We start from the raw sequence: 21,436 nt of genomic DNA, 5'->3' as shown, positions 1-21,436 counted from the left end.
AGCTTTGGGGACAAAGCAATAAACCCCCGTCCGACTAAGGACGGGGTAATGCATTGAAGTGAAACGGTGGCTTTTAAGGCTCTTGCTCCATCAGGTTTTCAATAGCACTGCGGGAGTACAGATATTTGTTACCTAATTTAGTAAAACTCAGCTTACCCTTTTTCCTGAGGCGATAAATGGTGCTGTCGCTGATGTGGTACTGCTGTTTGAGTTCGGCACTGTCTATGAGGTTATTTTTTACAGATTTTTCGTTGGTTTTCAGCCAATTGGTGAGCAACTGCATTTGCTGACTGTTGAATTCTAAATATTGCGCTATTAGCATCAATAGATTCTCGTCTTCGGAGCTTAAATTGGATTTCATAGTTGTGTTAATTAGTTTGTAATATAAAAATAATAAACTTCTTTCATATGGAAACCAGCACCACTAAAAATAATGCTGAAAGTTGATATCAATAAAAACCAACCGAGCCCGTGGAGATATGATGACAGGCAAACATACCATAGGCCTTTCCGTGAGATTTGATGCCTTGTGAAGTACCAAGGTATCTAATGAAAAAGCACAGCCAAGGCTGTGCTTTTTTTAGTGGTTTATCAAGGATTATTTAACAGCCTGCTCATAACGGCGACTGACTTCCTTCCAGTTTACAACGTTCCAGAAGGCGTTCAGATAGTCTGCTCTTTTATTCTGATATTTTAGGTAGTAGGCATGTTCCCATACATCGATTCCTAAAACAGGCGTACCTTTTATGTCCGACACATCCATCAGCGGATTATCCTGATTTGGGGAAGATGTTACTGCCAGCTTCTTATCTGCCGTCACCACTAACCATGCCCAGCCGGATCCAAAACGGTCAGCGCCAGCCTTGCTCAGTGTTTCCTTTAGTGCATCCAGGCTTCCAAAGTTATCATTGATTGCTTTAGCCAGTTTTGCGGAAGGCATTGTATTTTTCTCAGGTGTGAGGATGGTCCAGAACAGCTCGTGGTTATAATGGCCACCCGCATTATTTCGTACTGCCGGGCTTTCTTTGGAGATGTGGGAGAGTATTTTTTCCAGGCTCTCTTTTTCCAGCGGTGTTCCTGCTACGGCTTTGTTCAGGTTATTTACGTATCCTGCCGCATGTTTTGTGTAATGTATTTCCATCGTCTGCGCATCTACAGAACCTTCCAAAGCATTGTAAGCGTAAGGCAAAGCCGTTTGCTTGAATTGTGCTGTCGCAAATGTTGCTGCAGATATTGCACTTGCTAGAAATATTTTCTTGATTTTCATAATAACTTTTTTTTAGTAATTAAACATTTATTATTTTAATAATTTTCTGATGTCTTCTATCAATTTTTCCCTGTCCGGATGGTACTTTCCTCTCAGACTGGTTTTAGTTCCCGCTTCATCTTCGTAATTCAATCCTGAATAATAAAGAATCGGCATATTGTTCTCGTCAAACCTGCAACGCAGATTCCCATCTTTATCTACCAAAGCAATCATCCCGCTGTGGTTGAGACTCTCCGAATCATCTTCCTTATCTCCTACATAGATATCGAACATATCTGCAATGTTACCGATATAATCCCGGTCTCCCGATAGAAAATGCCAATTAGGGGAATCAGCACCAATCATCTTAGCGTGATTTTTCAGTACTTCCGGCGTATCGTTCGTCGGGTCTATACTGATGGAGATGATACCGAAATCCGGACTGTTGATTTGCTCATCGATGTATTTCATATTAGAATTCATCACGGGGCAAATCGTGGGACAACGGCTGTAAAAGAACTCTACGAGATAAACTTTCCCCAACATATCCTTATTTGTAATCTTCTTGGAATTTTGGTCTGACAGCGCAAAATCCGGAACTTTCATTACCATATAAAGACTTTTCTTGAAGTAGCTCGTTCCAATTCCTATGACCAAAAATAATACCGCAAAAATTATGATTGGCAAAATCAGTTTGCGTTTTTTGAAAGACTCCTGTTTCTTTCTGTAATTCATTTTAAGGCGTATTTAGCTGGATTTTTCTTGAATTCTTTCTTACAATGGTCGCTGCAGAAACCATAAGTTTTGCGTTTGTAAACGACAGTATCTTTTAGAAATTCGGCAGTTTTCATATGGCAAATTGGATCATCGGTATTCACGACCTTTACGCCTTTTAAATCTGTTTTGGGTTTCATTTTGGAAACCTGCTTTACTTTGGGCGTTTCCTGCGCACAAGACAGTGCAGATACCGAAAGCAGTATCATCAAAATATTGAATTTCATTTTTTGAAATTGGATTTAATTTTAATTAGAATTTTTGAACACAAAGAGCACGAAGGATTTTATTAACTTAAATCTTTTAAGGTTCACAAAGGCACTTTGCTTAGAAAAGCTTTTTAACTAATTGTAATTGATAGAGATACTAACTTCTGTTAAGTGAAAAAGCTTACTATATTAATTAAATCAAAGGTGGATGGAATATCCTTGAATCTAATGAGAATGTGTAAAATTGAGACAGAAAAGAATTCTGTTTTTGATTGTCTAGATTGAACTTAAAATCATTCAAAATTGTGAAAATATCCTTAACAGTAAATAATTCTGAGAATACAGAAAGCTTCACTTGGTCTTGTTTTGCAGAGTTTTGAGAAGATTTGGAAAGTTCTTTAGCCAAATAGCATTTCCCTTTACAATCCATTTCTTTTTTCGTCCTGTTTGCACAAAGATTCTTAGTGATGTAATTGTAATTCACGGTATAATCAATCAATGGCAATACAGGACGTAACGCGATTGTGAAAATGATGAATATAGAAATGAATGCTTTCAATAGAACAAAAATAATGCATTAGCCTCAGATAACAAATGACATTTGACAGTAGATTCAGTTTGTTAGATTGCTGAATTTAGTTTGCATAAAGTTCGTACCTACGGCACTCTTCGTTTATTTCTTAAATTGTTTTTCTATTCACAGGTCGCACTAACTGAGGTTTTGATATTCAAGATTCAAAAACAAAAAAGGCCAGAAGAAAACTCCTGACCTTTTGTTATGATTTGAAATTGATTAATCAACAATTACTTTCGTGCTGCTAGATTTTGTTTTCACAAAATAAATACCCTTAGAAAGTTTTTTCAAGTTAATCTTTTCGTTGTTATTAACATTATTGATGGTTTGAACCAATTGTCCGTTGGCGCTGTAAATCTGAACTGTTTCGTTTTTAGAAATTCCACTGATGAACAATTCACTGTTTTTCACAGGGTTAGGATAAACAGTTAGTTTTTGATTTTTAGCATTAGATTCTGAAACCGCCATTTTCGCATAACAAGTCCAAGAAAGATCGTCAATAGAAACTCTCTTATCATTTTCTTCTACAATTTCTATCACTACATTTCCTTCTACATCAATATTAGAAACCGTGAATGTTCCAGCAGTTTTAGAATAAGGAATTTGTCCTTTCACAACACCATTCACTTTTAAAGTCAAGTTACCTGCAGAATCACTGAAAGGCAAATATGTTTTAACTGTCAATGAACCAATACCGCCTGAGATTGTAGAAGATGTCAATGAACCTTGTCTGATACAAATTGCTTTGTTGGTATCTCCACCAATATAAACCGCTTTATCAGCTCTACCTTTGGTTACATTCCAAAGAATATTTTGGTTTGACCATTCAAAATTGGTGTAAGAAGAACCACTTGCTCCAACATTTTCAAAATCTTCTGTACCACAAGATGTTCCAGTTTCCGGCGTTGTTCCGTTTTCTGTAGTACCTTCGACCGACGTGCTATTTCCAGATTTGTTTCCAGCAAAATCTTTAGCCACTACATAGAAAGAATAAGTTGTAGCCGGTGCAAGACCTGTTACAGTTCCACTATTAGTCGATACGGACATTTTGTAAGTGTTGTTCAAATAGATATCATAGCTGTTCACACCAACGTTATCCATAGAAGCTGTCCAAGATAAAGAAATGCTTGAAGATGTTTTTCCAGAAACGGCTAAGTTTGTTGGTGTAGTTGGAGCCTCTGTATCACTAGTACTTCCTCCATTGAAAGTATCTGGCCATGTATTCTGCGCTGCAGGCCCGCCCCAAATTACAGTTGCCAAATAAGGATTATCGATGAATGGATTTCTGTTCTTTTGTGTGTTCGCAACAACATTGTTTCTTTGTCTTTCGAAATCAGAAACTGGATCTTCAACATTCCATTTCAAAAGAATATCCGGGAAATCAGAAGAATAAGTAGAAGGATTCATCGTGATGTTCAAAGGAAGACATCTCGTGTTGTATCTTACATACATATACATCAGGATCCTGGCAACATCTCCTTTCCATTCGTCTCCAGGATACCAACCACCACGACTTGTTTTGTTTGCTGTTGCTCCCGTTCCGTCATCAAACAACAAACTTCCTCTTGTACTGTTCAATGTATTGTCTGCTGGACGAAGGTGATGACCATCTGCTCCAGGACCAGAAGTTCCCAAGTTAGGCGTCCCTTTAGATTTTGCATAAACGTGCTCACGGTTCCAAGAACCGCCAATCGGACGGCTTCTCTGATGCGTTCCAGATGCTTGAGAACCATAAATCAACAATAGATTTGATGGATTTTGAGGATCAACATCACTTGTTTTCATCAGCGTTTGCAACTCGCTGTAAGAAATAGTTTTGGTGTGTGTTGTTGTGATTAAAGTTGCAAGATCAGCTTTTAATTCATTTTTTGTTTTGTTAAAATTAACTCCGGAATAATAAGACGGAGCTGACTGTGCAAAACCAACAAACGAAATAATACTTGCAAAAAAGGAAACCTTTAATTTCATAAGTAAATATTTAATTATTTTTTAATAACTCTTTATAATTCTATTTTGATAAATGATATCAAATGGATGTTCTTTAATGGTTACCGAAACTCTGTTTTCAAATTCCAGAAAAAAACTGTTATCAAATCCATAAAGTTTAGCAGGGAGCTCATCTTTATTAACTTGATTTGAAACTTCTACATCAATTCCGTATTCTAATTCTTCCTTAGAAAAATTAATATCATTTAATTCTAAATTTTCTCCAAGACGAATAACACTCGTCAAAAGTCCAGGATGAGAATCTCCTGCGCCCACAAAAAGCCTGTTTTCTTTTTCATCAATCCCAATGACATACAAAGGCTCTTTTTTTCCACCTACATTAATTCCTTTTCTTTGTCCAATCTTAAAATTTTCAACACCGTGATGTTCTCCAACCAGAAAACCGTCAAACAGCGAGTACTCTTTTTTCTGGGATTTCCAGATGAGTTCATCTTTCTTGGAATGAAATCTTGGCAATTCTCTACTATAGATTGGAGCGCTTGCAGGTATTTCAACTATTTGTCCTTTTTTGGTCATAAATCTTAGATATAAACCGCTTGCTGTAATTCTATTATCAACAAGGGCGCGCAATTTAATTATTTTAAATTAAATACAAAGTTTTTTCAAAAAAATTATTCATTTGTTTACAAAAACTTATTCTTTATGTAATTATAACACACTATACAAGCAAGTTATTGAAATAAAAAACTCAAAAATATCAAACATGGATAAAAGAGTTTCTTGTCTTTTATTCACGTTTTGTTTTTTATTTTTGTCAAACAAAATCAAAGACTATTCAGACGATGCTCGAAAATCCAAATGTTTGTCGATGTTCTTAATTTAATATTGACCTATCTCAAGGTTTAAAAAAATTTGAAATAATGAAAGACAAAAAAGTTTGCTTTGGCTGATGATTGTCAGAAAAATTCTGGATGTTGCCGGTTTTAGATTTAAGAGCAATGGTTTTCAATGATATTTTCAGATCGAATAAATCAATATTTCAAAGATTATGGCGACACACAATATTTACAATTAATTTGAAATATAATTTTGGAAATCAGAAAATGAAAGAAACGAAAGCTGTTTGAAAAACTTATGAACAGAATCGACTTTGATATTTGATTTTACTATAAAACCTAACACTTTTAATTATAAAAAAACGGTTGTTTCAAATAAGAAACAACCGTTTTGCTTTTATTATAATTTAAGATTATTTTTTTCCAGCAGCTTGCATTGGATTTACTTTTCCGTTGGAAGCACCTCTTGCGGCATCTTTTTGTTTTTGTTTGAAAACTTGGAATTTGCTAGGTGTTTCTGATGAAGTAGAAGCAGCCCAGAAGTTGTTGCTAGTGTCAATATCAGCCGTTTCTCTCATTGGGTCCAGCTGCACAGACTTCAGTTTCTTATCAAAGAAATAAGTTTTTGAAGCTTTCTGTTCGTTATGTCTCCAAATCTGAACACTAATTTTATCATTCAATTTTGAACCATCTTCAAACGTGAATTCTAAAATAATCGGCATTACCAATCCGCCTTTATTAGAAAAATCGATTTGATAAGCTGTTACATTATTTTCTTTTTTGATGTCTTTCTTATCTAATTTTTCAAAATTTCCAGTCGTCAAGTTATATTCTTTTGAAGTATCCACTTTCTCCTGTCCGCGGTCATATCTGTAATAAAAATCCTGAACATCTTTATCTGATTCTACATAGAATTTGATATTCTTATCGTCTCTGTTTTTGATTTTAGAAACATCTTCAAACTCATTCAAAACAGGTTTTTCAACTGTATATTTCACAGTTTCCGATTTTGGAACTGCATCAAAATCTGGCGTTGCAATTGTCACTTTATCTAGCGAAATATCTACAGGGTCTGTTCCGTAGAACCAACCTCTCCAGAACCAATCTAAGTCTTCCCCACTCGCATCTTCCATCGTTCTGAAAAAATCCGCGGGTTCAGGATGACGGAAAGCCCATCTTTTTGCATAGGTCTTGAAAGCTTTATCAAACAAGTCTCTTCCCATAATCGTCTCACGAAGAATATTAAGTCCCGTTGCTGGTTTTGAATAAGCATTTGGGCCAAATCTTGCGATGTTTTCAGAATTAGACATAATCGGTTCCAATTCGTCTTTCGGAAGTTTCATATAATCTACAATTGTCCAAGCTGGACCACGTTTTGAAGGGAATTTGTTGTCCCATTTTTCCTCTGTCAGATATTCAACAAAAGTATTGAGACCCTCATCCATCCAGCTCCATTGTCTTTCGTCGGAATTGATAATCATTGGGAAAAAATTGTGTCCAACTTCGTGAATGATTACACCCAACATTCCGTTTTTAATCGCTTCGGAATAAGTTCCGTCTTTTTCGGTTCTTCCGTAGTTGAAGCAAATCATCGGATACTCCATTCCATTCGCTGCTTCTACAGATTGTGCTACAGGATATGGATAAGGAATCGTGAATTCTGAGTATGTTTTAATCGTATGAGTAACTGCTTTTGTAGAGAATTTTCTATACAATCCGTAAGCTTCTTTTCCGTAGAAACTCATTGCCATTACTTTATTATTATTTTCAGGAATCGTCACACGCATTCCGTCCCAAATAAATTTTCTTGAAGAAGTCCAGGCAAAATCACGAACGTCATTCGCTTCGAAAATCCAAGTTTTTCTTTGTTTTGAATGATTTTTTTCAGTTTTTTTAGCTTCTTCCAAAGTCACAATTTCTATCGGTTCATTAGAATTCTCAGCTTTTCTATATCTTGCTAATTGTTCTGAAGAAAGAACTTGCTCGTAGTTTTTACATTCTCCCGTTCCACCAACAACGTGGTCAGCAGGAACATTCATTTTTACTTTATAATTTCCGAAAACCAAAGCAAACTCGCCACGTCCCGTGAACTGATGATTCTGCCAACCGTGGAAATCACTGTAAACGCACATTCTTGGGAACCATTGCGTGATAGTATAAAGATCGTTACCATCTTCAGGGAAGCTTTCGTAACCACCTCTACCGCCTTTTTCTATACGATTTGGGATGTTGTAATTCCAATTGATTTTAAAAACGTATTTTTCTCCTTTTTTCAATGCTTTTGGAAGGTCAATACGCATCATTGTTTTGTTGACCACATATTTTAACGGATTTCCGGAAGCATCTGTTACTTTTTCCAGATTCACTCCATAACCATTATCTGCAACAGGAAGTTCTGAAGCTTTTACTTTATCAATAACCACTTTTTTAGGGAGCGTAGAAGAAACAGTATAATCTGCATTTTTCACAGAAGATTGTTCATTTTCGTCCAGCTGAAGCCAAAGATAATCCAAATCGTCGGGAGAATTGTTGTAATAAGTGATGGTTTCTGAACCTTTCAGATTTCTTTTATCTTCATCCAAATAAGCTTCAATATCATAATCTGCGCGTTGTTGCCAATAGGCTTGTCCAGGCGAACCAGAAGCTGTTCTATAGACATTGGGGGTTGGAAGGATAGTTCCGAGTTGTTCAAATTTGTTCCCGTGGTTGCTTCCCGGATTATTTTGGATATTCTGTGCTGACACAACAGCAGAGCAGAATAAAAGTCCTAAAACTTTTAACTTCATTTTTTCAAAACAATTAGATAATAATTCTTTACAAGTAATCAAATTTAGGGAATTGTTACGAATAAGATAGAAATTTGCATTTATTTTTTACTAATACAGATTAATTCTATTTAAAAAAATATTAAACACAGAATCATACGCAGCCCGACTTGAGCGGAAATCCTTTTTACGCAACGTAGTGGAGTGAAAAGATTGGGAGCGGAAGGCGGATTAAGCTGCCCAAACCTAACGAAGTGGTTCGACGTAGTCAAATCAAAAAAATCAACTTTTAAAAAGGTAATCTTTCTAAAGTCATTTTTAACGCCAATGCGAAAACACCCGAAGAAACAAATAAAATCCAATCTTTTCTATTGACACGGAAAATCTTGAGAAGAATGAAAAGCAGAATCAAAATCGCAATGACTAAAGCAATTTGTCCCAATTCTAATCCAATGTTGAAGCCCAAAAGCGGAACGAAAATGCTCTGTTCTTTTGCCAACATCATTCTGGCTGTGTTCGCAAATCCCATTCCGTGGATGAGTCCGAAAATCATTGCCAAATAATAGTTCATTTTCATCAGAGTTTTCTGATTATTTTTCATAAAAATATTATCCAACGATGTGATGACAATGGTCAAAGGAATAAGAAATTCTACCCAGTTGCTAGGAACTCTCAAAACATTAAGTGAACTAAGGGCTAAAGTGATAGAATGCCCAATGGTAAAGGCAGTTACGAGAATCAGGATTTTTTTGAAATCGTTGTAAGAATAAACAGCAATCAAAGCCAAAATAAAAAGCTGATGGTCCAGCGCATCCAAAGAAATAATGTGTTCCCAACCCAATTTCAGGTAAAAAATAAAATCCTGCATCCTATCATTTTAAAAAGAATTACGAAAATAATGATTAATTTCGATTTAAATTTTGGGTCTGATGAAGAACTTTTTTTCTGCGGTTGTTATTTTGTCTTTGTTTGTAGCGCTTTTATCGTTTAAAGTCCATCCTTATCACGTTGGTTCTATGGAATTTAATTATAACCAAAAGTCAAAATCGTTTGAAATTTCCGGACGTTTTTTTATGGATGATTTGGAAAACGCCATCAATAAAAAATATGAAAAAAATCTTCATTTTCTCAATCCGAAATCTGAAAAGGAAATGAACGAAGCTTTGAAAAATTACGCTTCCGAATATGTAAAACTGAAAGTGAATAATCAATTTGTGAAAGTTAAATTCATTGGTTATGAAGAAGATAAAGAAAGTGTTGATATTTTTTTGGAATCGGAAACTGTAGCTAATCCTAAAAAAGTGGAAACGGCTGTCAGCTTTCTTTATAATCTTTTTGATGACCAGATGAATATCATCCATATTGTCATCAACGGTCAACGCAAAAGTGAAAGGTTGAATTATCCTGACCGTTATTTGTTTCAAGAATTTTAAATTGAAAATAGTTACCGTTTTTATCAATAATCAAATCAAAACCTTTTTGAAACATAATTCATAGACTATCCAATTGAAGTCGAAAATTAATTAGGATGAAATAATTTGGTATTAAAGATTAAAATGTTCTAAATTTACTAACGCTGTTAGAAATAATACAAACATGGGTTTACACGAACGCCGACAAAGAGAAAAAGAATCAATACGTGCCAAGATTTTGGATGCGGCTTTTACTTTGGCTAAAAACGACGGCTGGGCTTCGCTTTCTATTAGAAAAATTGCTGATGCTATAGAATACAGTGCGCCAGTGGTTTATGATTATTTCGAAAACAAGGAAGCTATTTTGTTTGAGATTTCTCTAAATGGTTTTCATCAGCTACAAATCGAATTGTTGAAAGCTAAGAAAAAACACCATACGCCAGAAGAGCAATTGACTGCGATTGTGGATGCCTATTGGAAATTCGCTTTTAAGAATAAAGAGTATTATCAATTGATGTTCGGATTGGGAATGCAATGCAGTGGAAAAGGTCTTATGAAGGAAGAATTCTCATCTTTCCAAGATATGCTTTACGATTGTACTGACGAAATCATCCAGAAAAAAGGCTCGAATCCTGATAACGCTTGCCACTCTTCGCACGCTATATTTTCTGCAGTACACGGTTTGATTTCTATTATGATGATGCGTAACGACGATATCCCTTCTACAATGAATAAGACTACGTTGGACGAAACCGTTGCAGCTTTTATAAAGTCGCTATAATTTTTTTTGACTGTCAATTAGCACCATTAGGAATATTAACGACAAATTAATTTTTTAAATAAATTTAAAGTGAGATTTCCCAACCTTTACATTTTTGCTGAGATCTTTGTTTTTCTAATTAACACTGTTAGTAAAATAACGTATAAATATAAACTATTACAAGCATTTAACATTTGTAGGTGGCGGTTGAAAGTAATTTCTATATTTGAATTAAATTAAAAAAATGCAATCTTTTGGGACTGCATTTTTGTTTTTTATAATTGAAATATTAATTCAAATATTTAGCAACTTTTTGTTCCAAATCTTCCAAATCAAAAGGCTTTGCCACAAAGTCATCCGCTTGTGCACTATCGGCCAAAGATTCGATGTCATTATTCGCTGTAACATAGATTACTGGAATGTGTTTAAACTCTTCTTGGCTTTTCAAAAGTCTGGTTGCTTCAATTCCTCCAATGTTCGGAATCCAGTTATCCATCAAAATAATATCTGGATGAAACTCCGAAACTTTCTCAAGAATATTGTGAGAGGTTTGCGAAATATCGACTTCATAGCCACCATCTTCGAAAATAATCGAAATCAGTTCCAGAAGCGTGGTATCATCATCGAAGATTAATATTTTTTTCTTGCTCATATAAAGTTAATTTAAAATCTATAGTTTATTATTTTTATTTAATTCATTAAATAGGCTGGGAAGATTTTCAGAAGTGATCAATTGATTAAATCTTACATGCTCCATGGCTTGTCTCGGCATATAATCTACTTGCGCTGTGTCAGGATTTTGTATCCAAACTTTGCCTCCATTTTTTTTGATATGCTGCAAACCTTGAACACCATCCGAATTGGCTCCAGATAAAAGAACAGCCAACAATTTGTCACCAAATACATCTGCAGCAGAACTGAAAGCTATATCAATTGACGGACGGGAAAAATGCAATTTCTCTGATCTATCGAGTGAAACACTTTTTTTATCATCAAACAACAAATGGTAATCTGCCGGAGCAATGTAAATTTTATTGATTTCTATTTCCGTTTTATCTTCTATCTCTAGGACTTCTATTTTAGAATATTGCTGTAATAATGATGGTAAAATACTTACAGATTGTGCTTTACGATGAACAACCAAAACGACAGAAAAACTCAAATCTGTATCCAAATTTCTGATGAGTTCTATAATCACTTGCAAACTACCGGCTGATCCTCCAATAATCACTAATTCTGTTTCCATCCTTATTGTATTAATTGTGATCTGCTTTTTTCCAAATTTTCTGATCATCCAATTGCTGATAGTGCTTTTGAAGACGAGAAAATCTTAATGTTTCCTTTGTTCCCAAAGCCAAATAACCAAGGTTCTCCAGACTGTCATCAAAAAGATTGAAAACTCTTTCCTGCAATTGCTTATCAAAATAAATCAGCACATTGCGACAAATAATCAATTGAAAACTATTGAAAGAACTATCGGAAACTAAATTATGCGTAGATAATATCATCTTTTCTTTTAGGCTTTTATCAAATCTTGCACTGTCATAATTGGCTGTATAATAGTCTGAAAAATCTTTTTCTCCACCAGAAAGTATATAATTTTCTGAATAAATCTTCATCTGATTAATTGGAAAAATACCTGAACGTGCCGTTTCTAAAACCGACGGATTGATATCTGTCGCATAGATCAAAGACTTATTATACAGACCTGCTTCTTTCAACAATATCGCAACTGAATAAGCTTCTTCTCCTGTGGAACATCCTGCCACCCAAATTCTTATCAAGGGATAAGTCCCCAACTGCGGTAAAACTTTTTCCCTTAAAGCTTTGAAGAAATGAGGATCTCTAAACATCTCGGTGACATTGACAGTGATTTCTTCTATAAAACGCTTCAAATAATCCGGATTATTGACGATTTTATATCGTAATTCAGCAAAACTCGTGAATTTATCTATCAGGCAAATCCTATTGACTCTACGCTTAAAAGAAGCTTTGCTGTAAAGTGAAAAATCATAACCATAAACCTCGTGAACATCTCTGATAAGGTGCTCTATTTCGTGGTCTAAGACAATATTAGGTTCTAACATTATAGCTTTTTTTCTATGGCAATCAATAACTGATCCACTTTAATAGGTTTGGTAATATAATCGTTTGCTCCTGCCTCTAAACATTTTTCTCGATCTTGCGCCATAGCTTGAGCTGTTACAGCGATAATGATTTTATCTTTTATAGCAGGCGTTTCACGGATGATTTTCATAGTCTGATAGCCATCCATATCGGGCATCATCATATCCATAAGAACAACATTGATATCGTTATCCTTTTTTAAAATATCAATAGCTTCCTGACCAGTTTCAGCAGTTTCTATTTCGTAAGCTCTGGCTTTCAAAGTCAGTTTTAAAGCAAAGATATTTCGCAAATCGTCGTCTACTATGAGAACTTTCTTCTTCTTCATTAATATTTAACTTTCGTATAACCAAACTCGTAATAATGATAATAACTGATCGATATCCACAGGCTTGGAAATATAATCCGAAGCACCTGCAGCCATACATTTGTCCCTATCGCCAATCATAGATTTTGCAGTGACGGCAATGATAGGAAGTTTAGAAAATTTTGGAAGTTTTCTAATTTCCTTGATTGATTCATAACCATCCATTTCCGGCATCATCATATCCATTAAAACAACATCGATATCAGGATTTTTTTCAATTTGTTCTAAAGCCTGTTTTCCATCCATTGCCAAAACCACTTCAACTTTATACTTCTCCAGAGATTTGGTTAATGAGAAAATATTTCGTGCATCATCGTCTGTAATCAGAATTTTTTTACCACTCAAAACTTCTGTTAATGATCCAAGAGTTTTACTTTTGGATTCTTCTGAGTTATTTTTCTCTTCAACCAAATGTAAAAACAATCCCACCTCATCTAAAATTCTTTGGTAAGAGTGTGCCGTTTTCACAACAATAGAATCTGCGTATTGTTTGATTTTCAGTTCTTCCGCATTGGACAAACTGTGTTCTGTGAAAATGATGATAGGCAAATCCTCCAGACCTTCATAACTTTTAATCGATTCTACAATCTCGTATTCTCTGCCTTTGAAAGCACCAATATCCAAAATAACGCAATCTACCCTATTGGATGTCAAGGCATTAACACTATCTTCCACATTATTTTCTACAGAAAGCGGAATATTATAATTACTCAAAAAGAAAGATAAAGCTGTGGCATGTTTAGCGTTTTCTTCTACAATCAAAACTTTCTGAGGCGATTTTCTGATGGTTTCTTCTATTTTTTTGAAAACACTATTCATTTGGTCCAAAGTCACAGGTTTACTGATGAAATCAATGGCACCTTTCAACAGACTTTCCTTCTTAGCCCGCATTGCAGACATCATATGTACCGGAATATGTCTTGTCTCCGCAATTGATTTCAAATCATCCATCACTTCCCAACCATTTTTGACTGGCAACTGAATATCCAATAAAATGGCGGACGGTCGATATTGTATCGCAAAAGGAACCGCCTGATCACCTCTTACAGAAACTATTGCTTTATAGTTCTGTTTTCTGGCATATTTTAATAAAGCTTTTGCAAAGTTCGTATCATCTTCTACTATTAGAATGACTTTATCATCGGCTGTGATTGAGTTTCTGTCATCTTTTATCTCTTCTGGAATTTCTAAAATTTGCGTTTTAAATAATTCAACAGGATCTTCTTCGCCCAAAATAGTCTGGATTTTTTCCACATCATCTTTGATGACATCTACCAAATCCTGATTATTATCAAAATGAATGACTTCAACAGGTTTCACAGTCGGAATTCTGAAACTAAATTCGCTTCCTTCATTCAGCTGACTGGTTACTGATAATTCTCCACCTAATAATCTTGCAATCTCACGGCTGATTGATAATCCCAAACCTGTTCCTCCGAATTTTCTTCTCGTAGAACCATCGGCTTGCTGGAAAGCTTCGAAAATTATATTCTGTTTCTCTTCCGGAATTCCGATTCCTGTATCTTTTACTGAGAAAATAATTGAATTTTTATTCTTAGGATCGTTTTTAATATTAAGGTTAATACTTCCTTTCTCTGTGAATTTAATTGCATTGGACATTAGATTTCTCAAGACCTGATCCAAACGTATTCTATCCGTTTCTATAATCGCTGGAACATCTTGGTCAACATTTATATTGAACTGAAGTTCTTTTTGATGAATAATTGGATTAAAGAGATTTCTCAAATCTTTTATCACATCATCCAAAGCAATATTCTGATGTTCCAAAGTCATTTTTCCGGATTCGATTTTTGCTAAATCTAAGATTTCATCAATCAAAGTTAGAAGACTTGTTCCAGAGCTTTGGATGACTTTTGCGGATTCGATTTGATCTTCGTTTAGATTTTCATCCGGATTTTCCGCCATTAATCTTGAAAGCAAAAGAATCGAGTTCAAAGGAGTTCGCAGCTCGTGTGACATATTCGCAAGAAATTCTGATTTGTATTTGGTGCTTAAAGCCAATTCCTCAACTTTTCGCTGAATTTCTGCATTACGTTCACCAATCAAATGATTTTTTTCTTCCAGCAAAGTAGAACGTTCTTCTAATTCTAAATTAGATTGTAGTAATTCTTCTTGCTGCACTTTTAATTCTTCTTCAGAAGCTTGTAATTTTTGGGTTTGTGCTTCTAGTTCTGTATTCAGATTTTCTAATTCAGAATGCTGAACCTGTAATTCTTCTGCTTGACTCTGCGTTTCTTCCAACAATCTTTGCTCTTCTTCACGGCTTTTTGCAACTTTAAGAGCAATACCGATATTTCTACAAGCTTCAACAAAATATTCAACTTTATCGTCATCAAAATTAGATGTTGAATTAAGTTCTAAAACGCCATAATTATAGCTTCCTAAAATAATCGGAATCAATAAAATATTATTAACATTGATTTTACTTCCGGCAAAACTAATAGCGATATTATCATCGTTGAAATTATTGAAAACCTTCAGCTCTTTATTTTGAAAAACCTGTCCAACCATTCCTTCACCAGGTTCGAAGATTTTTTTCATATGATCTTCCAAACCATAAGCCGAGTTGAGTTTCAGTCTTCCTTCTTCATTCAGATAAATTGCACCGTTGATACAGCTTCCGTAATCGATTAAATTTTTCAAAGAATCTTTAGTTACTTCTTTTACTGTTTTATTTCCAGCTAAAGAATCATTCAATAAAACCAAACCTTTTTGTCGCCATTCACTCTTATTAATTTGCTCGAATGATGTTTTGAGAGAATCCGTCATATGATTAAGAGATTCTACCAAATCGCCCAAATCATCCTGTGCATTATCTACCATTTTCTGACTGTAATCGCCGTTGGAAACTCTGTTGGCAATTTGTTTAATCGCGTTAACACGTCTTGTGATTTCCAAATCTTTTGCAGACAATTCTTTTTCCAGTTTATCTCTCCTTATCAAATCTGCTTTTAGTTTTGCATAGAAAGAAGCAGTCACAATCACTGCTGCAATTGCAGATAAAATAATGAACAAAACTGTTGTGTTGGAAGATCTCGTCAGATCGATATTTTTAATCTCCAACTGTTGCTCTTCATATTTCACAAACTCGGAAACCAGATTTCGGCATCTGTCCATATAGACTTTGCTATTCAGGATTTGGTCCTGAGTCATGACCAATCCATTACGTTTGTTTTCTACAAATTGCTTAAGATTGCTGATGTTAGTATTACCATTTTCCTCCAGTTTATTGAGACGATCCAGTTGAACTTTATCATCAATATCCAAAGTTTTTACTCTTTCTATCGCTTTAGAAAATTCGATTAAACTCTTATTATATGGCTCCAGAAATGTTTCTCTGCCAGTCAACTGATAACCTCGGTTTCCGGTTTCCGCATCCAAAAGTGCAATTAAAACATCTTTCACAGCCGTGATAGAACGTCGGCTTGCAGAGAGCTTTTCTCTGTTATCCATTTGTTTTTGGATACTCCAGTAAGAAGCTACGGAACTCGCAATCAAAATCAAAAGTGAGAATCCAACTCCTATCTGGAGATTTCTTATAATTTTCTTTGGCATAAAGAATTTAGTTTAATGGTAAAGTGAAATAAAATGTAGAACCTTCTCCCAGTTCGCTGGAAACACCGATGGTTCCGTGGTGCTGATTAATGATTTCTGAACAGATATAAAGTCCGATTCCCAGTCCTTGAAACTGCAAAGACGACTCCTCTACACGATAAAACTTCTGGAAAACATATTCCTGTTTGAAATCCGAAATCCCTATTCCAAAGTCAGTAACGCTGATCCGAACTTCTTTTTCGTCTGTAAAAGTGGTAACAATAATCTGATGATTGTCTGGAGAATATTTGATTGCATTAGTCAGAAAATTAATCAAAACCTGCTCTATTCTTATCTTATCTAGTGGAATCAAAAAATCCGGTTTCACGCCGTGCCTTTCTATTTTCAAATCTTTTACGCTAGTATGCAAAATTGTTTCTATAGCATTTTCCATAACTTGATTCAGATTTTCTGGTTTTTTATTAATCTTTAATTTTCCATTTTCGATTTTGGAAACATCAAGCAAATCAGTAATCAAAGAATTTAACTTTTCGATTTGATCTAATGTTTTTTCAACATAAACCAATTCAGAATTATCTTCATTCTGTTTCAATTTACGACTTAGTAACTGGGTGTAAGCTTTTATGCTTGTCAAAGGCGTTTTCAGTTCGTGACTGGCAATACTTAGGAACTCGTCTTTTTCTTTCTCGATTCTTTTTTGATCATCAATATCTGTAAAAGTTCCTACCCAATTTTTGACAATTTCGCCTTCAAAAACAGGGGATATTCTCAACAAATGATAACGGTAATTTTGAGTTTTAATATTTTTAATTCTAATTTCCAGCTCCAACGCTATTCCTTTTTTCCTACATTCTTCAAACCGCTCTCTTATATTATGATCGTCTGGATGAGTTTCCGGAAAATCTTGTTCATTTTCAGAATATTGATACCATTTACAGTTTACGAAATCAACCACGCCATTTTCGTTCAAGGTAAAAGCAATTTGAGGTAAAGCCTGCAACATCCCATGAAAATGATCAATCTGAGATTTCATTGTTGCTTGCGCTTCCTTTCGCCCTTTATTTTCCAGTTCTAGATTGTGCTGCGTTTTCTTCATCGCAAGATTGTTTTCCTGCAGATTGTAAAACGTTTTTGCTTTTAATAAAAGAATATCTGGGTCAACAGGTTTAGTCACATAATCTTTACCACCGGATTTGTAACCTTTAGTAATGAATTTTTTCTCGATGCTAACTGCGGATAGAAAAATAATAGGAATTTCTTTGGTCTTGCTGTAACCTGATAGATTTTCAGCAACTTCGAAGCCATCCATATTTGGCATTTGAACATCCAGAATTATCAAGGAATAACTATTTTTAAGAGCTTTCCCGAGAGCTTCTTCGCCAGATAGCGCTGTATCTACTTCAAAATCATTGGACTCTAATAATTTTTTTAAAGAAAATATATTATTGGGATTATCATCAACAATTAAGACCATAAAATTTTAAAATGAACTGATTATTATTTTCATTTATGTAGTGATCAAAAATACTTACAATATTCCAATAATGCATTATTTTTATAAAATCTACTATTAAACAAACTCAAAAAGAAGCCTAGCAAAAACATAGCCAACTTTGCTTATTTATTACAATATTTAGTGATTCATCTATTTTCACATGCTTATCTTTGCAAAAATTTTCTTTTGAAAGACATTCTTCTCATCACGCCACCTTTTACCCAACTGAATACGCCCTATCCAGCGACAGCTTATATCAAAGGTTTTCTTAATACCAAAAATATATCTAGTCATCAGATAGACCTTGGGATTGAGGTGATTTTGGAGTTGTTTTCCAAGAATGGACTTCGGAAAGTTTTCAATGTTTCTATTGGTTTGCATCATGTTTCTGAAAACTCACAAAGGATTTTTGCCCTGCGAGAAGAATATATCAAAACCATAGATCAGGTGATTCTTTTTTTACAGAATCAAAATCCGACTTTGGCGAGACAGATTTGTTCTATGAATTTTCTGCCAGAAGCTTCCCGCTTCAATCAGTTGGATGATATGGAGTTTGCTTTCGGGAATATGGGTTTGCAGGATAAAGCAAAACATTTGGCAACCTTATATTTAGAAGATCTTTCCGATTATATTGTGGAGAATATCGATTCTGATTTTGGATTCAGCAGATATGCAGAGCGATTAGGAAAAAGTGCTCATTCTTTTGATGAATTATATTCTAAAATCAATAATAGTCATAGTTTTATTGATGAAATCACTTTAGACATTTTAAAGAAAAAACTGGAATTGGTTCAGCCAAAATTGGTTTGCTTTTCCGTTCCTTTTCCCGGTAATTTGTACTCTGCTTTCCGATGTGCCAAGTTAATTAAAGAAACCTATCCTCACATCAAAACCGCAATGGGCGGTGGTTTCCCGAATACTGAATTAAGAGACATCAAGGATCAAAGAGTTTTTGAGTTCATAGACTTTATCACATTAGATGATGGCGAATTACCATTAGAACTTGTTTATGAAAACGTTTGTCAGGCCGAGGCTCTCGAAGCCGAATATAAAAGAACATTTTTCCTTGAAAATGGAGAAGTTATTTATAAAAATAATTCCAAAAAACACGACTACAAACAAGCCGAAGTTGGAACACCGGATTATTCGGATTTACAATTAGACCATTATATTTCTGTAATAGAAGTTGCCAATCCAATGCACAGCTTGTGGAGCGACGGGCGATGGAACAAGCTCACAATGGCGCACGGATGCTATTGGGGCAAATGTACATTCTGTGACATTTCTCTGGATTATATTAGGATTTACGAACCTATTTCTGCCAAAATTTTGGTAGACAGAATTGAAGAGCTCATCCAAACCACAGGCGAAACGGGTTTCCATTTTGTGGACGAAGCTGCACCTCCAGCTTTGATGCGAGAAGTGGCTCTGGAAATATTGAGAAGAAATCTCGTTGTGACTTGGTGGACGAACATTCGATTTGAAAAAAGCTTCACGCAGGATCTCTGTTTTCTGTTGAAGATTTCAGGTTGTGTTGCAGTTTCAGGTGGTTTGGAAGTGGCGAGTGACCGATTGCTAAAGCTCATCGACAAAGGCGTTTCTGTAGATCAGGTAGCAAGAGTCACAAGAAACTTCACCGAAGCTGGTATAATGGTTCACGCTTATCTGATGTACGGCTACCCGACTCAGACTGTCCAGGAAACGGTAGATTCTCTCGAGATGGTTCGTCAATTGTTTGAGATGGGAATTTTGCAAAGTGGCTTTTGGCATCAATTTGCGATGACGGCGCATTCTCCAGTGGGACAGAATCCAGAGGAATTTGGTGTAACACCTATCAAACAAGAAATTTTGTTTGCCAACAACGACATCGATTTTGTTGATAAAACCGGAATCAATCATAGCAAATTCAGTTTTGGACTGAAGAAATCTTTGTTCAATTATATGCACGGCATCAACTTCGAAATGCCTTTGCAGGATTGGTTTGACTTCAAAATTCCGAGAACTACGATTGATCCGGATTATATCCACGACAGTCTTTTGGAAGAAGAAAACTTCGCCTTCAAACCAAATTCAAAAATAATTTTTCTGGACAGAAATGTGATTGCTGAAGATTTTGTCAAAACCAAAAAAGGCAATTCCTACAACCTAACGAGAATCACTTTTCACCTGAAAACCAACATTCTGAAAATAGAATTGGAAAAAGAAAAAGCCGATTGGCTAATCTCTGTTTTACAGGATAATTCTATAGAAAACGCTAAGAAAATCACACTTCTGCAACTCAAAAATCAGTATGAAGAACATTTGGAAGACTTCGAGTTATTCTGGTTCTCAAAACCGATGCAGCAGTTGAAGGAAAATGGCATTATTCTGAGTTTGTAATTATACGTTCATTTTATATTAGTATTAATATGTCTGAGATATTTTCTGAGCATCATCAAATCAAAACCGTTTCAACCTTTCCCGAACTTGTAAATACAGAGTTCCAAGGGGACAACAATGCTATCTGCTGGCAAAGAAATCTGGTTGGAGATTTTGGAGAAATAGTTTCCAAATTAGAACTGAAAGACAACATCACAGAAGTTTCTATTGAAGATCTAGAAAATCTGACACTCTCAGAAAACGGCAATCTTGCAAGAGAAATTATCTTAAATGATTTGCAATTACTAACTGATTTTGGTGCTTCTCCGTCACTTAATTTACTTAAAAATTATGAGCGGGATGATGAGTTTAATTTCATTTCGACTGACGTGTATTCTTATCACGTAGATCGCTCGCCTATCGCTACCAGTACGTTTCTCTGCACGTATTTTGGTGCTGCAAGCGACATATTACCCAATGATCAGGCGATCCAAAAAATTCTGGTTCCTGAAATCCGTGAAAAACTCAAAGAACTGCACGATGGCCAAGAAGAAGATTTTGAAGCTTTTCTGAAGGCGTATTATTTTGATTTACATTATCAGTCGAGAGCCAACGCACATCCCATCAATCTCGGTTTGGGAAATCTCTGGCGTTTGTCCGTAGATCATCCCGAGCTGAACGTGCCGCCGTGTATCCATCGCGCACCAATAGAAAATGATGGCGAATACCGATTGCTTTTGATTTGCTAAAACAGTCTGCATTATCATAAAACAAAACCTGCTCGTTGGCAGGTTTTTTATTTTTCAGATTGTTATTAATCTTTACTGTGGTAGATTATTTTTAGTCTCAGCCAGGTTAGAATTTTTTGCAGCTTTTACCAATTCGTTGGTATCTGCGTAGAACAAGTTCACAGAAAGGGTGCTTTAAAATTATTAGATACCTGTTGTGCATTTAGGAATTAAGAAACAAAAAGATTGTTCTTGTGACATA

General features: G+C 35.2%; 19 protein-coding genes. 4 read left to right on the top strand and 15 right to left on the bottom strand.

Annotated elements, in window-relative coordinates:
* Positions 1 to 73 precede the first annotated feature (73 nt).
* The 9 genes from V7P73_RS13770 to V7P73_RS13730 all read right to left on the bottom strand — a co-directional run bounded on the left by V7P73_RS13770 (position 74) and on the right by V7P73_RS13730 (position 9,219).
* Positions 74 to 361: a helix-turn-helix domain-containing protein gene (locus V7P73_RS13770; RefSeq protein ID WP_333854586.1), complete on the bottom strand. Its 288-nt coding sequence runs from the start codon at positions 359 to 361 to the stop codon at positions 74 to 76.
* Between the two features lie 237 nt (positions 362 to 598).
* Entirely contained in the window at positions 599 to 1,267 is a 669-nt protein-coding gene (locus V7P73_RS13765; RefSeq protein ID WP_333854584.1) for a superoxide dismutase, read from the bottom strand.
* A gap of 30 nt (positions 1,268 to 1,297) precedes the next feature.
* Positions 1,298 to 1,981, bottom strand: a complete 684-nt coding sequence (locus tag V7P73_RS13760) for an SCO family protein (protein ID WP_333854582.1) — start codon at positions 1,979 to 1,981, stop codon at positions 1,298 to 1,300.
* Positions 1,978 to 2,247 carry a YHS domain-containing protein gene (locus tag V7P73_RS13755; protein WP_333854581.1) on the bottom strand — a complete coding sequence of 90 codons (270 nt, stop codon included), beginning with the start codon at positions 2,245 to 2,247 and terminating at the stop codon, positions 1,978 to 1,980. Before V7P73_RS13755 ends, V7P73_RS13760 begins: the two co-directional genes overlap by 4 nt.
* Positions 2,248 to 2,422: 175 nt before the next feature.
* Positions 2,423 to 2,788, bottom strand: a complete 366-nt coding sequence (locus V7P73_RS13750) for a hypothetical protein (protein ID WP_333854579.1) — start codon at positions 2,786 to 2,788, stop codon at positions 2,423 to 2,425.
* Positions 2,789 to 3,022: 234 nt separating this feature from the next.
* Complete coding sequence (locus V7P73_RS13745; protein ID WP_333854578.1) at positions 3,023 to 4,771, bottom strand: endonuclease; 1,749 nt, start codon at positions 4,769 to 4,771, stop codon at positions 3,023 to 3,025.
* 21 nt (positions 4,772 to 4,792) lie between these two features.
* A complete protein-coding gene (locus V7P73_RS13740; RefSeq protein ID WP_333854576.1) occupies positions 4,793 to 5,380 on the bottom strand; it encodes a tRNA methyl transferase PRC-barrel domain-containing protein in 588 nt (195 codons plus the stop codon).
* Between the two features lie 619 nt (positions 5,381 to 5,999).
* Complete coding sequence (locus V7P73_RS13735) at positions 6,000 to 8,372, bottom strand: M1 family metallopeptidase (protein ID WP_333854575.1); 2,373 nt, start codon at positions 8,370 to 8,372, stop codon at positions 6,000 to 6,002.
* Positions 8,373 to 8,640: 268 nt separating this feature from the next.
* The gene (locus V7P73_RS13730) at positions 8,641 to 9,219 is read right to left on the bottom strand and encodes a HupE/UreJ family protein (RefSeq protein WP_333854574.1); all 579 of its coding nucleotides are present in this window, start codon (positions 9,217 to 9,219) and stop codon (positions 8,641 to 8,643) included.
* Between the two features lie 61 nt (positions 9,220 to 9,280).
* Between V7P73_RS13730 and V7P73_RS13725 the strand changes: the two genes are divergently transcribed.
* Positions 9,281 to 9,784 carry a DUF6702 family protein gene (locus V7P73_RS13725; protein ID WP_333854573.1) on the top strand — a complete coding sequence of 168 codons (504 nt, stop codon included), beginning with the start codon at positions 9,281 to 9,283 and terminating at the stop codon, positions 9,782 to 9,784.
* A gap of 163 nt (positions 9,785 to 9,947) precedes the next feature.
* Positions 9,948 to 10,544: a TetR/AcrR family transcriptional regulator gene (locus V7P73_RS13720; RefSeq protein WP_333854571.1), complete on the top strand. Its 597-nt coding sequence runs from the start codon at positions 9,948 to 9,950 to the stop codon at positions 10,542 to 10,544.
* Between the two features lie 268 nt (positions 10,545 to 10,812).
* Here V7P73_RS13720 and V7P73_RS13715 read toward each other — a convergent pair whose 3' ends face one another.
* Genes V7P73_RS13715 through V7P73_RS13690 form a run of 6 tightly spaced genes read right to left on the bottom strand, consistent with a single transcriptional unit; the run spans position 10,813 to position 18,067 of the window.
* Positions 10,813 to 11,175, bottom strand: coding sequence for a response regulator (locus tag V7P73_RS13715; RefSeq protein ID WP_333854569.1), 363 nt, complete (start codon positions 11,173 to 11,175; stop codon positions 10,813 to 10,815).
* Positions 11,176 to 11,193: 18 nt separating this feature from the next.
* The gene (locus V7P73_RS13710; protein WP_333854567.1) at positions 11,194 to 11,769 is read right to left on the bottom strand and encodes a chemotaxis protein CheB; all 576 of its coding nucleotides are present in this window, start codon (positions 11,767 to 11,769) and stop codon (positions 11,194 to 11,196) included.
* Between the two features lie 10 nt (positions 11,770 to 11,779).
* Positions 11,780 to 12,610, bottom strand: coding sequence for a CheR family methyltransferase (locus V7P73_RS13705; protein WP_333854565.1), 831 nt, complete (start codon positions 12,608 to 12,610; stop codon positions 11,780 to 11,782).
* Positions 12,610 to 12,978, bottom strand: a complete 369-nt coding sequence (locus V7P73_RS13700; RefSeq protein WP_333854563.1) for a response regulator — start codon at positions 12,976 to 12,978, stop codon at positions 12,610 to 12,612. The genes V7P73_RS13705 and V7P73_RS13700 overlap by 1 nt, the downstream gene beginning before the upstream one ends.
* A 6-nt stretch (positions 12,979 to 12,984) precedes the next feature.
* The gene (locus V7P73_RS13695; protein WP_333854561.1) at positions 12,985 to 16,593 is read right to left on the bottom strand and encodes a response regulator; all 3,609 of its coding nucleotides are present in this window, start codon (positions 16,591 to 16,593) and stop codon (positions 12,985 to 12,987) included.
* A gap of 7 nt (positions 16,594 to 16,600) precedes the next feature.
* Positions 16,601 to 18,067: a hybrid sensor histidine kinase/response regulator gene (locus V7P73_RS13690; RefSeq protein ID WP_333854559.1), complete on the bottom strand. Its 1,467-nt coding sequence runs from the start codon at positions 18,065 to 18,067 to the stop codon at positions 16,601 to 16,603.
* A gap of 207 nt (positions 18,068 to 18,274) precedes the next feature.
* Between V7P73_RS13690 and V7P73_RS13685 the strand changes: the two genes are divergently transcribed.
* Together V7P73_RS13685 and V7P73_RS13680 are read left to right on the top strand one after the other, a co-directional pair.
* Entirely contained in the window at positions 18,275 to 20,467 is a 2,193-nt protein-coding gene (locus V7P73_RS13685) for a B12-binding domain-containing radical SAM protein (RefSeq protein WP_333854557.1), read from the top strand.
* Positions 20,468 to 20,496: 29 nt separating this feature from the next.
* Positions 20,497 to 21,195 (top strand): DUF1826 domain-containing protein, encoded by a 699-nt coding sequence (locus V7P73_RS13680; RefSeq protein WP_333854555.1) that lies wholly within the window; start codon positions 20,497 to 20,499, stop codon positions 21,193 to 21,195.
* Positions 21,196 to 21,436 lie beyond the last annotated feature (241 nt).

The organism is Epilithonimonas sp. (genome assembly GCF_036780765.1).
Taxonomy (GTDB): Bacteria; Bacteroidota; Bacteroidia; order Flavobacteriales; family Weeksellaceae; genus Epilithonimonas.
The sequence above is the reverse complement of the archived record's forward strand: the minus strand, read 5'-3'. Positions and strand labels throughout refer to the sequence as shown.